The 13,910-nt window shown below is 68.1% G+C and carries 17 protein-coding genes and 1 pseudogene; 7 read left to right on the top strand and 11 right to left on the bottom strand.

The genetic code is table 11. From position 1 onward, the window contains the following. Position 1: 1 nt before the first annotated feature. The 7 genes and pseudogenes from FDA38_RS41560 to FDA38_RS41530 form a co-directional block, all read right to left on the bottom strand. Positions 2–496, bottom strand: a complete 495-nt coding sequence (locus FDA38_RS41560) for an NADH-quinone oxidoreductase subunit J family protein (protein WP_137256660.1) — start codon at positions 494–496, stop codon at positions 2–4. 128 nt (positions 497–624) lie between these two features. After that, positions 625–840: pseudogene (locus FDA38_RS43340) on the bottom strand (4Fe-4S binding protein); the annotation flags it as partial. A 182-nt stretch (positions 841–1,022) separates the two neighbouring features. Then, the gene (locus FDA38_RS41550) at positions 1,023–1,700 is read right to left on the bottom strand and encodes a methylenetetrahydrofolate reductase (protein WP_233714928.1); all 678 of its coding nucleotides are present in this window, start codon (positions 1,698–1,700) and stop codon (positions 1,023–1,025) included. Positions 1,701–1,815: 115 nt separating this feature from the next. Further along, complete coding sequence (locus tag FDA38_RS41545; protein WP_202877839.1) at positions 1,816–3,021, bottom strand: RNA polymerase sigma factor; 1,206 nt, start codon at positions 3,019–3,021, stop codon at positions 1,816–1,818. Beyond that, a complete protein-coding gene (locus tag FDA38_RS41540; RefSeq protein WP_137256656.1) occupies positions 3,009–3,353 on the bottom strand; it encodes a YciI family protein in 345 nt (114 codons plus the stop codon). Before FDA38_RS41540 ends, FDA38_RS41545 begins: the two co-directional genes overlap by 13 nt. Positions 3,354–3,394: 41 nt before the next feature. Continuing rightward, on the bottom strand, positions 3,395–4,600 hold the full coding sequence (locus tag FDA38_RS41535; RefSeq protein WP_137256655.1) for a sensor histidine kinase: 1,206 nt from the start codon (positions 4,598–4,600) through the stop codon (positions 3,395–3,397). Beyond that, on the bottom strand, positions 4,597–5,253 hold the full coding sequence (locus tag FDA38_RS41530) for a response regulator transcription factor (RefSeq protein ID WP_137256654.1): 657 nt from the start codon (positions 5,251–5,253) through the stop codon (positions 4,597–4,599). The genes FDA38_RS41535 and FDA38_RS41530 overlap by 4 nt, the downstream gene beginning before the upstream one ends. A 106-nt stretch (positions 5,254–5,359) precedes the next feature. On the opposite strand from FDA38_RS41530, the gene FDA38_RS41525 reads away from it, so the two are divergent. The 4 genes from FDA38_RS41525 to FDA38_RS41510 are packed head-to-tail and all read left to right on the top strand — an operon-like array spanning position 5,360 to position 8,779. Then, positions 5,360–5,869 carry a hypothetical protein gene (locus FDA38_RS41525; RefSeq protein WP_137256653.1) on the top strand — a complete coding sequence of 170 codons (510 nt, stop codon included), beginning with the start codon at positions 5,360–5,362 and terminating at the stop codon, positions 5,867–5,869. Continuing rightward, complete coding sequence (locus FDA38_RS41520) at positions 5,869–6,921, top strand: peptidoglycan-binding protein (RefSeq protein WP_137256652.1); 1,053 nt, start codon at positions 5,869–5,871, stop codon at positions 6,919–6,921. The genes FDA38_RS41525 and FDA38_RS41520 overlap by 1 nt, the downstream gene beginning before the upstream one ends. After that, positions 6,918–7,583, top strand: coding sequence for an ABC transporter ATP-binding protein (locus FDA38_RS41515; protein WP_137256651.1), 666 nt, complete (start codon positions 6,918–6,920; stop codon positions 7,581–7,583). The genes FDA38_RS41520 and FDA38_RS41515 overlap by 4 nt, the downstream gene beginning before the upstream one ends. Continuing rightward, positions 7,580–8,779: an ABC transporter permease gene (locus tag FDA38_RS41510; protein WP_137256650.1), complete on the top strand. Its 1,200-nt coding sequence runs from the start codon at positions 7,580–7,582 to the stop codon at positions 8,777–8,779. The genes FDA38_RS41515 and FDA38_RS41510 overlap by 4 nt, the downstream gene beginning before the upstream one ends. Here FDA38_RS41510 and FDA38_RS41505 read toward each other — a convergent pair. Next, positions 8,766–9,713, bottom strand: coding sequence for a complex I subunit 1/NuoH family protein (locus FDA38_RS41505; protein ID WP_233714927.1), 948 nt, complete (start codon positions 9,711–9,713; stop codon positions 8,766–8,768). The genes FDA38_RS41510 and FDA38_RS41505 overlap by 14 nt on opposite strands. Before the next feature lie 62 nt (positions 9,714–9,775). On the opposite strand from FDA38_RS41505, the gene FDA38_RS41500 reads away from it, so the two are divergent. The 3 genes from FDA38_RS41500 to FDA38_RS41490 are packed head-to-tail and all read left to right on the top strand — an operon-like array spanning position 9,776 to position 11,629. Then, entirely contained in the window at positions 9,776–10,954 is a 1,179-nt protein-coding gene (locus FDA38_RS41500; RefSeq protein ID WP_137256648.1) for an NAD(P)H-binding protein, read from the top strand. A 31-nt stretch (positions 10,955–10,985) separates the two neighbouring features. After that, on the top strand, positions 10,986–11,207 hold the full coding sequence (vapB, locus tag FDA38_RS41495; RefSeq protein ID WP_137256647.1) for a type II toxin-antitoxin system VapB family antitoxin: 222 nt from the start codon (positions 10,986–10,988) through the stop codon (positions 11,205–11,207). Then, the gene (locus FDA38_RS41490) at positions 11,204–11,629 is read left to right on the top strand and encodes a PIN domain nuclease (RefSeq protein WP_137256646.1); all 426 of its coding nucleotides are present in this window, start codon (positions 11,204–11,206) and stop codon (positions 11,627–11,629) included. Before vapB ends, FDA38_RS41490 begins: the two co-directional genes overlap by 4 nt. Here FDA38_RS41490 and FDA38_RS41485 read toward each other — a convergent pair. The 3 genes from FDA38_RS41485 to FDA38_RS41475 are packed head-to-tail and all read right to left on the bottom strand — an operon-like array spanning position 11,620 to position 13,906. Next, a complete protein-coding gene (locus FDA38_RS41485; RefSeq protein ID WP_233714926.1) occupies positions 11,620–12,555 on the bottom strand; it encodes a GNAT family N-acetyltransferase in 936 nt (311 codons plus the stop codon). The genes FDA38_RS41490 and FDA38_RS41485 overlap by 10 nt on opposite strands. Then, positions 12,552–13,358 (bottom strand): NADH-quinone oxidoreductase subunit C, encoded by an 807-nt coding sequence (locus FDA38_RS41480; protein ID WP_137256645.1) that lies wholly within the window; start codon positions 13,356–13,358, stop codon positions 12,552–12,554. The genes FDA38_RS41485 and FDA38_RS41480 overlap by 4 nt, the downstream gene beginning before the upstream one ends. Next, a complete protein-coding gene (locus tag FDA38_RS41475) occupies positions 13,355–13,906 on the bottom strand; it encodes an NADH-quinone oxidoreductase subunit B (protein ID WP_137256644.1) in 552 nt (183 codons plus the stop codon). Before FDA38_RS41475 ends, FDA38_RS41480 begins: the two co-directional genes overlap by 4 nt. Positions 13,907–13,910 lie beyond the last annotated feature (4 nt).

Below are 13,910 nucleotides of genomic sequence, written 5' to 3'. Positions count from 1 at the left end.
GTCAGTCCTCCTTCTTCCGCTGGGACAGGGCGATCGCGCCGATCAGCGCGGCCAGCAGGAGAACCGAGAGAACTTCGAACGGCAGCACCCAGGTCTTGAAGACCTGCGTACCCACGGCCTGTGCGGATCCGTCCGCGACCGGCTTGATCTTCTCGTTGCCAAAGGCAAGAACCACGCCGGTGCCGAGGAGTACCGCGAGCACACCGGCGACGACGGCGGCGAACGGACTGCGGCCGGTGGTCAGGCTGGGCAGCGGGTTGGTCGGCGCTTTGGTCAACATCAGGGAGAACAGCACGAGTACGACGATCGCGCCGACGTACACCAGGATCTGCACCAGCGCGACGAACTCGGCATGCAGTACGCCGAAGCAGCCGGCGATCGCGCCGAGCGCAACGACCAGCCAGAGCGCGGCGTGCACGATCCGCTGGGACGTCACAACCAGGACGGAGGCGATGAGGGCCACCGCGCCCGCAACGCTGAAGAGGAATGTCGTCACGCCTCGTCCTCGGTCGCCGGGCCGGGGTCGATGGGTTGTGGTGCGGGGACGGTCCACATCCAGTCGCGGAGGCGGTCCTTCTCGTGGGTCAGGTTGCGCAGGTCGGTCTCGGCGTACTCGAACTCCGGCGACCAGAACAACGCGTCGAACGGGCAGGCCTCGATGCAGATCCCGCAGTACATGCAGAGGCTGAAGTCGATCGCGAACCGGTCCAGCACGTTCCGGCTGCGCTCGCGCGCCTGCTCACCGACCGACGGCGCGGTCTCGGTGTGCGAGTCGATGTAGATGCACCAGCTCGGGCACTCGCGGGCGCACAGCATGCAGGAGGTGCAGTTCTCCTCCATCAACGCGATCACGCCACGGCTGCGCGGCGGCAGCTCCGGCAGCACATCCGGATATTGCTCGGTGACGGACCGACGGGCCAGCGTCTTCGCGGTGACCTTCAGCCCTTCGACGAGCCCCTTACCAGGCACCCCCACGCTCCACCTCCCGTCTCCTTAGCAGGACATTAGCTGATCTGCCGCCTTTACAGCTCGCGTTCGAGGCGGGCGGCCACCTGGCGGTAGCGGCTGACAGGTATCAGGTGAACGCCGTCGAAGGCGCCTGAGTCACGGATCTTGAGGATTTGCTCGCAGGCATGGTCGACGCCGGCGTCGCGGTCCCGCTCCACTGCCTCGATCAGTTCGTCCGGGATGGTGAGCTGGGGAAGCGCGGCGAGGTTGTGGGCCATCTTCGCGGAGGCGAGCACCATCACGCCGGCGTACACCGGGATGTCGAGCTCGACCGACTCGCGCCAGCGGAGCAGTTCGTCGAGGTCGTAGCTGACCTGCACGTACAGGAAGTCAGCCTCGGCCTTCCAGCTCGGGACCTTCGCCAGGCGGGTGGCGGCGCCGACCTGGAACGGGTTGCAGCCCGGGTACGACGTCTCGCGCGCCTGCTCGATCATCCGGCGTACCGTCAGCTGGCTGGTCCGGGCGCCTTCGGCCGGGTCGTCACCGTGGACGAACAGGAACTGCTCCACGCCGTACGCCGCGGCTGTCAGCAGGTCCCGCCGGAAGCCGAGCAGATTCCGGTCCCGCGAGTTGAGGCAGGCGATACCCCGCGCCCCCATCAGCTGCACCTCGTTGGCCACCGCCACACTCGACACGGTCGCCCGCCCGATGTGGTTGTCCGGTATCAAGAACCCGTCCGCAATCGGACTCATCACCCCAATCTGATGCCGAACCCGCTTCAGATCAGGCCGAGTAGGCGGCTCCACCTCACAAATCAACTCAAATCCCCGCACGGGTGGACCCTACAGAACGCCGAAGGTGCGCGGGCTACTGCAGGCGGGTGCGGAGGAAGTTTTGTTCGGCTTCGTTGGGGGTTAGGGAGAGGGCGCGGTTGTACGCCTGGTGGGCCTCGGTCGTGCGGGCGAGTTGGGTGAGGAGGTCGGCGCGGATCGCGTGGAAGAGGTAGTAAGTGTCGAGCGGGAGCGCGTCGACCAGCGTCAGCGCGGCAGACGGACCTTCGACCTCGGCTACCGCGACCGCGCGGTTGAGGGCGATCACGGGGGACGGCTCAACCGTCAGCAGGTGGTCGTAGAGGTGGATTATCTGGCGCCAGTCGGTGGAGTCGGGGGTGGGGGCGTCGGCGTGGACGGCGTTGATGGCTGCTTGGAGTTGGTACGGGCCGGGGTGGTTGCGGCGGAGGCAGTGGCGGACCAGGGTCTGGCCCTCGGTGATCAGCTCGCGGTCCCACAGGGCCCGGTTCTGGTCGGGTAGGCGGATCAGGGCGCCGTCCGGACCGACCCGCGCGGGGCGGCGGGAGTGTTGGAGGAGCATCAGGGCGAGTAGGCCGACGGCCTCGGGTTCGTCGGGCATGAGTTCGACGAGGAGGCGGCCCAGGCGGATCGCCTCGAGTGCGAGCTCGTCGCGGACCAGCGACTCGCCGGACGACGCGGCGTACCCCTCGTTGAAGATCAGATAGACGACGGCGAGTACGCCGCGCACCCGCTCCGGCAGATCCGCCTCGTACGGGACGCGGTACGGGATGCCCGCCGCGCGGATCTTCGCCTTCGCGCGGACCAGCCGTTGCGCCATCGTCGGCTCAGGAACCAGGAACGCATGCGCGATCTCGGTCGTGGTGAGGCCGCCGAGCATGCGGAGCGTGAGCGCGACACGGACATTCAGCGCGAGGGCGGGGTGGCAGCAGGTGAAGATCAGCCGGAGCCGGTCGTCGTACACAGCGCCCACCTCCTCCGGCTCGCCCTCGGCATGCAGCAGCGCCGCCTCGGCCTGTTTGTCGGGCCGCGCCGACTCCCGCCGCAGCCGATCGATCGCCCGGTTCCGCGCGGTCGTGATGATCCACCCCGCAGGACTCGGCGGTACGCCGCTCTCCGGCCACTTCTCCACCGCCGTCGCAAACGCGTCCTGTACGGCGTCCTCGGCAATTTCCAGATCCCCGAACACCCGCGCCAACACAGCAACCGCCCGCCCGTGCTCAGCGCGGAAGATTGCCGCAAGGTCAGGCGTCACGACTGAAATGGTCTGACTTCTACGGACAGATTGCGCAACACCTTGGCGAGGCGGCGAGCCCAGTGGAGAGCGGCGTCGAGATCTTCGACCTGAATAACCGTGAAGCCGCCCAGATGCTCCTTGCCCTCGGTGAACGGGCCGTCCGTGATCAGCACCTCGTCACCCTGGGCCTTCAGCATGGTCGCGGTCTCCGGCGGGTGCAGCCCCGCGGCGAACACCCAGACCCCGGCCGACTGCATCTCCTCGTTCAACGCCTGGAGGTCACGCAGGATCGGATCCAGCACCTCAGGCTCGGGAATCACGCCGTCCGGCTGGTAGATGCTGAGCAGGTACTGGTTCATCACAACCTCCTAGTCACTCTGTACCACCTACACGAACCCCATCACCCCAGATCGACAGGTAGCACCACAGTGACTTCCAGACCACCGCCGAGGCGGGGTACGGCGGTTACCGTGCCAGCGTGCGCCTCCGCTACCGAGCGGACGATGGACAACCCCAAGCCGGCACCTCGACCGCTGACCAGCCGTTCGGCACCGAGCCGGTAAAACGGCTTGAAGAGACTCTCGACCTCGTACGGCGGGATCTCCGGCCCGGTGTTCGTCACCACAACCTGCACCTCGTCACCGACCGTCTTGCTGATCACGCGGACCCAGCCGTCGGGGGTGTTGTGGCGGATGCCGTTCTCGACGAGGTTGTGGACCAGCCGCTCGAGCAGGAGCGCGTCCCCGCGGGTCGGCGCCTCCCCCGGCCCGCGCTCAACCTCCACCCCAGCCGCCAAGGCCTCACCCGCCAACTGACTACAGACGTGAGTCACGACGTCGGCGAGGTTCACCGGATACACGGTCGTCAGCTGCTTCTCCGAGTCCGCCAGGATCAGCAGCCCCTCGATCAGCTGCTCATGCCGGGCGTTGATCGTGAGCAGGCTCTCGCCCAGTTCCTTCACATCGGCAGACGCAGTACGTCGATGCATCGCGACCTCGACCAGCGCCCGCCCGAGCGTCAACGGCGTACGCAACTCGTGCGACGCGTTGGCGACGAACCGCCGCTGGCCGTCGAACGAATGGTCCAGCCGCTCGACCATCGTGTCGAAGGCATCAGCCAGGTTCTTCACCTCGTCATCGGGCCCCTGCAACGCGATCCGCTCATGCAGAGCCGCAGGTGAAGCCGAGATCCGCCGAGCGGTGTCAGTGACCCGATGCAGCGGCGCCAGCACCCGCCCGGCCACCAGCCACCCGAACCCAGCCGCCAACCCACCGACAACGACCAGCGCAACGCTCCCCTGGATCAGCAACGACTCGATCGCCGCCTGCCGCACCTGCTCCCGCTGCTCGTTCATCACACGCTCGGCGTCCGAGCCGGTCAGCAGCGCACCGTCCTTGTTCAGCACGTACGCCTGGTCAGGAGGCGGCGGCTTGGTCGTAGCACCGGTCGTCGGACTCAGATAAGTCCCCTTCACGATCACCTGATACTTCTGCCCCAGGTTCGCCGTGAACAGCGCATACGTCACCCCCAGCAGCACGACACCGGCGACCATGAACAGACCGCCGTACAGCAACGTCAGCCGGCCCCGCAGCGTCAGCCGCCTCATGGGATGCGGTACCCGACGCCGGTAACGGTCTCGACCAGCCCCGGCTCGCCCAGTTTGCGGCGCAGCTTGAGGATCGTCAGCCGCACCGCCCCGGTGAACGGGTCCACGTGCTCGTCCCATGCTTTCTCCAGCAGTTGTTCGGCCGACACGGTCGCGCCGTCGGCCCGCAGCAGCTCCGCGAGTACGGCGAACTCCTTCTTCGACACCGGCACGTACCGGCCGTCGCGGAACACCTCGTGCCGCGCCGGATCGAGCGTCACCCCGGCACGTCGCAGTACGGGCGGATCGGCCGGACGACTCCGCCGCCCCAGCGCGAGCACCCGGGCAGCCAGCTCAGCGAACGCGAACGGCTTGGTCAGGTAGTCGTCCGCACCGAGCCCCAGCCCCTCGACCCGGTCAGTGACCGCAGCGGCAGCCGTCAGCATCAGCACCCGGGTGTCCGACCCGGACTGCACCAACTGCCGGCACACCTCGTCGCCATGCACGACCGGGATGTCGCGATCGAGCACGAGTACGTCGTACGCGTTCACCGACAGCCGTTCGAGCGCAGCGCCGCCGTCACCGGCCACGTCGACCGCATGTGACTCGTCACGCAGCCACTCCGCGATCGCTGCCGCCAGCAACGGTTCGTCCTCGACCACCAGAACCCGCACGCCCCCATGATCCCCGACGCCCGTGTTTCCCCCGCGTTAGCGGACTCGGAAACCACGGGGAAACGGCGTACGGCGAAGGCTTCGGGGAAACGAGAGGAGCGCACCGATGCGCAAGACCATCCTGGCCGCCACCGCGCTGGCAGCCGCCGTTCTCATCACCGGTTGTGGCGCCGACAAGCCCGACACCCAGGTCGCGTCCGGCTCCGGGAGCGCCGGGGCGACTGCACCGAGCAGTGCGCCGGCCAGCCTCAGTCAGGACGAGATGGCGGTCAAGTTCACCCAGTGCCTGCGGGAGAACGGCCTGAACGTCCCGGACCCGGAGCCGGGCAAGGGGCCGATGCTCAAGTTCGACAAGAACTCCGGCGTCACCCAGGAGCAGGTCCAGAAGGCGATGGAGGCGTGCAGCCAGTACAACCCGCAGGCGCAGGGCAGCGCGAACCCGCAGCAGGCGGAGAACGGCCGCAAGTACGCCGAGTGCATGCGGAAGAACGGTGTCGAGAAGTTCCCGGACCCGAAGCCGGACCAGCCCGGCATCATGATCGGCCCGGGCGTCGCCGACGACCCCGACTTCCAGAAGGCGCAGGGCGCCTGCCAGAGCATCCTGGCGGCACGCTGATGCGCAAAGCACTGACGGCTGTGGTCGTCCTGGCCGCCGGGGGCGCCGCGAGCGCGTTCCTGGTCAGCCGGGGCGACACCAGCCAGGCAACGAACCCATCCGCGCAGGCTTTGCCGGTCAACACCACCAAGGTCACGCAGCAGACGTTGAAGGACACCGAGACCCAGGACGGCCAACTCGGCTTCGGTACGACGTCCTCCGCGGTCAGCCGGGTCGCCGGCACCGTGACCGCCGTACCGGACAGCGGGCGTGAGCTGGTTCGCGGGAACACGATCTACAGCATCGACAACAAGCCCACGATCCTGCTGTACGGCGCGCTCCCGGCGTACCGCAGGTTGTCGATCGGGGCCGAGGGCAACGATGTACTGCAGCTCGAGCAGAATCTGAAGGCGATGGGGTACACGGGTTTCACCGTGGACGACGAGTACACCGACGCCACTGCCGCAGCGGTTGAGGAGTGGCAGGACGATCTCGGGCTGGACGAGACCGGGGTGGTCGAGCTCGGCAGTGTGCTGTTCGCGCCCGGTCATATCCGGGTGGACAGCGTGCAGGGTCAGGAGGGTACGCCGCTAGGTCCGAACCAGCCGGTGCTCAATTACACCGGCACGACTCGGGCCGTCACGGTCCAGCTAGATGCAGCGGACCAGCGGCTCGCGACGCTCAACGCGGCCGTGACGGTGGCGCTTCCGGACGGCAAGACCGTGCCGGGCCGGATCGAGAAGGTGTCGACGGTGATCATCCCGGCGGAGAGCCCGGACAAGGACCCGGAGACGAAGGTCGAGGTGATCGTTGCCATCGCCAACCAGAAGGCAGTGGCCAGTTGGTCGTCGGCGGCAACCGATGTGACCTTTACCGCCTCGGAGCGGAAGAACGTGCTGACCGTCCCGGTCGCGGCGCTGGTTGCGCTGCGCGAAGGCGGGTTCGGTGTCGAGGTCACGGACGGTACGACGTCGCGGTACGTGCCGGTGAAAACCGGGCTGTTCGCGAGTGGTCAGGTCGAGGTCAGCGGCGCCGGGATCAAGGCCGGCACGACAGTCGGGATCCCGAAGTGATCGAGTTGAGCGAGGTGACCAAGGTGTACCCGGGCGGCGTCAACGCGCTCGGCGGAGTCAGCTTGCGGATCGAGGCCGGCGAGCTGGTCGCGATCGTCGGGCCGTCGGGCTCCGGGAAGTCGACGATGCTCAACGTGTTGGGCACGCTCGACCGGCCGACCTCCGGGACTGTGCGGATCGACTCTTATGACGTGGCGCGGTTGTCCGACGCGGGGCTGTCGGCGTTGCGGGCGACACGGATCGGATTCGTGTTCCAGCAGTTCCATTTGTCCGCGGGCGTGCGCGCCTTGGACAACGTGGCCGACGGATTGCTGTACTCCGGTCTGCGTCTGTCGGTACGGCGGAAGCGGGCGGCGGCGGCCCTCGAACGTGTTGGGTTGGGGCATCGGCTGGAGCACGAGCCCCAGGAGCTGTCGGGTGGCGAGCGGCAGCGGGTCGCGGTGGCGCGGGCAGTCGCAGGCGAACCCGCCGTACTGCTGGCCGACGAGCCGACCGGGGCACTCGACTCGGCGTCGGGCGCCGGCGTCATGCAGTTGCTCCGGGACCTGCACGCCGCGGGCACGACTGTCGTCGTCATCACCCACGACCGGGACATCGCAGCCTCGCTGCCCCGCCAGGTCCGCATGCGGGACGGCGTCATCGTCGAGGAGGTGCGATCATGAGAGGCGAACTCAAACCAGCATCCTTGAAGCTAAGAGATGTGGTGCGAGTCGGCGCGGTTGGTCTACGCACCCGACCGACCCGCGCGTTCCTGTCGGCCTTGGGGATTGCGATCGGCATCGCCGCAATGGTGTCCGTCGTCGGGATCTCGTCGTCCTCGCGGGCGGAGCTCGATGGGCAACTCGATGCGCTGGGCACCAATCTGTTGACAGTTGCCCCAGGCACTCGATTGACCGGCGAGCAGGCGCAACTCCCGTTGACCGCCGAAGCCATGGTCCGCCGGATCGCCCCGGTTCGCGCCGAGTCCGCAGTCGGCAAGGTCGACGACACGTCCGTCTACCGGACCAACAAGATCCCGGACGTCGAGACCAACGGCATCATCGCGTACGCCGCCCGCACCAACCTGCTCGACACCATCGGCGCGACGGTCCGCAGCGGCAAGTGGATCGACGCGGCAACCGGCTCGTACCCGGCGACCGTGCTCGGCGCGAGCGCCGCCGATCGGCTCGGCATCACCAAGGCCGGGCAGGACACGCAGGTCCTGATCGGCAATGTCTGGTTCACCGTCCTCGGCATCCTCGAACCGGCCGCGCTCGCACCCGAGCTGGACAGCGCCGCCCTGATGGGTTGGCCGGCGGCGAGCAAGCTGTCGTTCGACGGACACCCGACCACGATCTACATGCGATCGGACGACGCCCAGGTGCCGGCGGTCCGATCGGTGCTCGGGGCAACGGCCAACCCGGAGGCGCCGAACGAGGTCGAGGTCTCGCGGCCGTCCGACGCGCTCGCCGCGAAACAGGCTGCCGGGCAGGCATTCACCGGTCTGCTGCTCGGACTCGGCGCGGTCGCACTCCTGGTCGGCGGCGTCGGTGTCGCGAACATCATGGTGATCTCGGTGCTCGAACGCCGTGCGGAGATCGGCCTCCGCCGGTCGCTCGGCGCGACCCGCGGTCGGATCCGCACGCAGTTCCTCACGGAGTCGCTGCTGCTCTCCGCGCTCGGCGGAATCGGCGGCGCGGTTCTCGGATCCGCAGTCACGGCGGCGTACGCGTCGTACCAGAGCTGGCTGACGGTGATCCCGGTCTGGGCACTCGCCGGAGGAGTCGTCGCCACGCTCGTCATCGGTGGGCTCGCCGGTCTCTACCCGGCTATCCGGGCCGCCCGACTCTCCCCGACGGAAGCACTCAGAACAGGATGACGCCGATGCCGGTGAGCGCGAGCTGGAACAGCGCCACCGGCACCAGGCCCTGCCACGCGAGCTTCTGCAGTTGGTCGGCGCGCATGCGCGGGAACGACACCCGCACCCAGATCACCACGACCGAGACCACACCGACCTTCAGCAGCGTCCAGATCCAGCCGATCGATTCCGGTCCGGGGCCACTCCAGCCGCCGAGGAACAGCACCGTTGTGAGCCCCGCGAGTACGACGATCCCGGCGTACTCCGCGAGCAGAAACATCGCGAAGCGGAGGCCGGTGTACTCCGTGTACGGGCCGAAGATCACCTCGGAGTCCGCGACCGGCATGTCGAACGGCGGCCGCTGCAGCTCGGCCAGACCGGCGATGAAGAACACGACCATGCCGGGCAGCTGCCAGAGCAGCCACCACGGGTTCCACGCGTGCCCGATCTCGGTCAGGCTCAGCGAACCGGCCGCGACGGCGACACTCGCCGCGGACAGGACGAACGGCAGCTCGTAGCTCATCAGCTGCGCCGCGACCCGGAGTCCGCCGAGGAGGCTGTACTTGTTGCCGCTGCCCCAGCCCGCCATCAGCGAGCCGAGGACGCCGATGCTCATCACCGCGAGTACGAAGAACAGGCCGGCGTCGAGATCGGCGCCGACGATGCCCGGCGCCAGCGGGATCGCGGCGAGCGCGGCGAGGTACGGCAGGATCGCGACGATCGGGGCCCATTCGAAGACCCGCTTGTCCGCGGCCGCCGGGACGACGCTCTCCTTCTGGACGAACTTCACCCCGTCCGCGACCAGCTGCGCCCAGCCGTGGAACCCACCGGCGTACATCGGGCCGAGCCGTGACTGCATGTGCGCCATCACCTTGTGCTCGGCCTGACCGACCAGCAACGGCGCCACCAGGAAGGCGACCAGGACGCCCACCACCCGCACCACGAACTCCAGCATGACCGTCAGCCTAGTGGTTCCGGCTTGACCTCAACCAACGTTGAGGTCAAAGGGTGGGGCACATGAGAATCCTTGTCACCGGAGCCACCGGCCGCGTAGGCCGCCACGTTGTCGACGGACTGCGCGCCGCCGGCGTCACCGTCCGAGCCCTCGTCCGTACGCCGGAGCTCGCCGGCTTCCCGCCCGAGGTCGAGTTGATCCAGGGCGATATCACCGACGCAGACGCCGTACGCCGGGCCTCGGCCGACGTGGATGCCGCGTTCTTGCTGTGGCCGTCGTTCAGCGCGGACGGGGCCGGGGAGATCGTCCCGGCGTTGCCTTCGCGGGTGGTGTATTTGTCCTCGCTCAATGCCGCCGAGGGTGGGGTCTGGGGTGATGTCGAGCGGCTGCTGCGCGATGCGGGCAAGGCGTGGACGTTCCTGCGGCCGAGCGGGTTCGCGGTCAACGCGCAGTCGTGGGCCGAGGACTTCCGTTCGGGTGACACGCTCCGGCTTCCGTACCCGGAGGCGTCGCGGTCGATGATCCACGAGCGCGACATCGCGGCGGTCGCCGTACTCAGCTTCGTCAACCCCGGCCACGTCGGCCAGATCTACGAGCTCACCGGCCCTGAGGCGCTGACGCAGGCGGAGCAGGTGGCGACGATCGGTCGTGCAGTCGGCAAGGACCTGCACGTCGTACCCCTGACCGAGGACGCCGCCCGCCAGGCCATGCTCGACCAAGGCGCCGACCCGGCCCTGGCCGCGAGCGCGGTCAGCTACTGGGCCTCACTCGTCGACAACCCCGAACCCGTCACCACCACCGTCACCGAACTAACCGGCCGCCCCGCCCTCACCTTCACCGAATGGGCCCACGAACACGCCGACGAATTCCGCATCCTCTCCACCCCCGAGGTCGCCCACGGGTACGCCGACGCACTGTCATCCGGCCGCCTCGACACAGCCCTGACCTTCCTCGCCCCCGACATCATCCGCACCGCCCCACTCGAATCCACAACCGAACTCAAAGGCGTCGCAGCAATCCTCGAAAACATCCGCCGCCTCAACGCAGACGTCGAATACCTCGCCGTCGAAACGCTAGGCCCCCTCCTCCACGACAACCACTTCGCCATCCGCTTCACCTTCACCCAACGCAACACCCAAACCGGCGCCCGTTCCCAAACCACCAAACTCTCCCTCTGCACAGTTGAGTCCGGCCAGATCACCCGCGAGGAGGTCTTCTACAACACGCCCGCGCCGTCCTGATATCATGTGATACCGATTGGGAGGTGACGCCATGACTGATGTCCTCATTCGCGACGTACCCGACGACGTACTCGCCGTGATCGACAACCGAGCAGCAGGTCTAGGACTGTCCAGGAGTGAGTATCTGCGCCGGCAACTCAGCCAGGAGGCTGCGCGCTCACAGGTGGTCGTGACTGTCGCCGACCTGGAGCGGTTGGCGGAACTGACCCGCGACGTCGAGGATCCTGACGTCATGGAGCAGGCCTGGTCATGACGCCGTCCGTCGACTCCCGGCGCTGGCTGATCGACAAGTCGGCCGTGGTGCGGCTGAACACGACTCCTGACAGGGAGGAATGGGCCAACCGCATCAACCGGGGACTGGTACACATCACCACCGTCACCTTGCTCGAACTCGGTTTCTCGGCGCGGTCCGCGGACGAGCATCGATTGTTCTTGCATCAGCCATCCATCGCCGCCATGCCACTGGAGAACGCTACCCCCGCGATTGAGCGTCGCGCCGTCGTCATACAGTCGCAGCTCGCATCCGCCGGGCAGCACCGAGCGCCTTCGGTGGCAGACTTGCTGATCGCTGCAACCGCAGAGCAGACCGGCTTTGTTCTTCTCCATCTGGACAAGGACTTCGAACTCATCGCCGACCTCACCGGGCAGCCGACAGAGCGACTCGCTCAGGCCTGAGGTAGCGGGAGTTGAAGCCAGCCGCCTACGTCGTGGCGGCCGGCGGTCAGGGCTGCGGTGCGGGCGCCTTGGTTGGCGGAGTGGATGGTGCCGATGAAGATGCGGGTGGGGTCGGGGAGGGCCTGGGCGAGGAGGGTGCTCAGGTGGGGGCCGTAGCTGTGGCCGCGGTATTTCTTGGCGAGGATCAGTTCGCGGACGACGTACGCCGGGAGGCCGAGGGCGTCGTCGGGCTTGATGATGGCGGCGGCGTACCCGGCCCAGTCGTCGTTCACCGTGATGTCGAAGAGCAGACCGTCGTCGGCGGACTCCTGGAGATCATCCAGGTCCTGGATGGCGGCTTCTTCGGTGTGGTGCGGGTGGGCGGTGTCGACGTCCTCGTACGCGCGGCGCGCCTCGTCGTAGTGTTCGACGCTCTTCGCCGGGCGGAGGGCGAGGCCGGGCGGTACGTCGTGTGGTTGCAGCTCGCTGATCGGTGCGCCGAGGAAGCGGCGGTCGGGGACGGTGCCGTCGACGCCGGCGTCCGCGCTCCAGAGGCGAAGGTAGAGCGGGTTGTGGACGCCGTAGTACTCGAGCGCTGCGGCGGCCAGTGCTTGGAGGTCGCGCGGTTCGGGTGAGCGGCTCATCGGGGTGGCGTCGACGAACGGTTTCGCGAGGTTCATGTTCTCGAAGCGGATGCTGAACATCACTTCGAGGTCGTTGCCTACGGCAACCCAACGGTTGAGCATCTGCTCGGGCGACTTGCCGGGGGCGAGGCGCTTCGCGCGGTAGGTGGCGACCTGCAGATCCTCGGCCAGCAGGATGTCGAGCGCCGCATGCTCTTCGGTGAGGATGGCCAGGCGGCGCGCGTCGTCGTCAACCCACGTGCGGGTCAACGGATGCTGCCGCTCGAGCGTGTACCGAGCCAACAACTCAGCCGAAGGAATCACGACGACTCGCCCGGCGACTCATCCCCCGACCGACCACCAGCCTCCTCGCCGGGGGCTGGGTCCGCGGCAGGTGCAGGGGCGGGTGCGTTGGGTGGTGGTGCGGATTGGCGGCGGGTGCGGCGTTCGGCTCCTGCGCCTCCGCCTGCACCTGCGGCCCCGCCCGCGCGGCGGGGGCGGGCGGGGGTGGCGGCGGCTTGGGCTGCTGCCAGTGGGTCTGGGTCGGGGGAGCCTGGTGGGCGGGGGCCCCAGGTTTCCGCGTCGGGGACGCCGGGTGGGAGGGTGCGGCGGCGACTCGGCGCGCCGACGGGAGCGTGGTCGGACTCGCCGGGCTCCTTCGCACCGGGCCAGGGCTTGGCTACCCGGGACGCCAGCACGAACTCCTTGCGCAGCGGGTGGCCCTCGAACTCGTCCGGCAGGAGCAGCGTGATCAGGTTCGGATGCCCCTCGAAGCTGATCCCGAACATCTCGAACGTTTCGCGCTCATGCCAGTTCGCCCCGGCGTACACCTCGGACAGCGTCGGCAGCACCGCCTTGTCCCGGGGCACCAGCGTCCGGACCAGCACGTGGTCGACATGCGACCCACCCCAGAAGTCCGCGAGATGCGACACCACCCGGAACCCGTCCGTGAGCTCATCCGAAGCGCTCAGGAAATCGAAGAACGTGAGCCCGACGGCATCCCGTAGTACCTCATGCGCCGCCACCCACGACTCCGCCGGTACGTCGATCGCCGTCGGGCCGAAGCTGTCCGTCGACGTCGCTGTGATGCCGGCACTCGTCAGCGCCTCCAGTGCGTCGGCGCTCAAGGCTGCACCAATCCGCGGGTCAGCGCGGCGGCGGACGGCTCGTCGTACCGATCGGCAAGCGCCTCGCCCGCGATCTTCTCCTGCAGTTTGAGGATCCCCTGCAGCAACGCCTCCGGCCGCGGCGGGCAGCCGGGCACGTACACGTCGACCGGGATGATCTGGTCGACGCCCTTGGTCACGCAGTACGAATCCCAGTACGGACCGCCCGAGTTCGAGCAGGAGCCGAACGAGATCACGTACTTCGGTTCGGGCATCTGGTCGTACAGCCGCTTGATCGCCGGCGCCATCTTGTCCGTGACGGTGCCCGACACCACCATCAGGTCGGCCTGCCGCGGACCGGGCGCGAACGGGATCACGCCGAGCCGGATGAAGTCGTGCCGGCCCATCGACGCGGCGATGAACTCGATCGCGCAGCAGGCCAGCCCGAAGTTGAACACCCAGAGCGAGTACTTACGCCCCCAGTTCAGCAGGTACCGGACCGGCTCCGGCGCGAGCCTCGCCAGCGCGCCGACTGCCGGTCGCACCGTCGGCATCCCCAGCTCGGTCATGCGC

It is taken from the genome of Kribbella jiaozuonensis (assembly GCF_005233875.1).
Classification (GTDB): domain Bacteria; phylum Actinomycetota; class Actinomycetes; order Propionibacteriales; family Kribbellaceae; genus Kribbella; species Kribbella jiaozuonensis.
The sequence above is the reverse complement of the archived record's forward strand: the minus strand, read 5'-3'. Positions and strand labels throughout refer to the sequence as shown.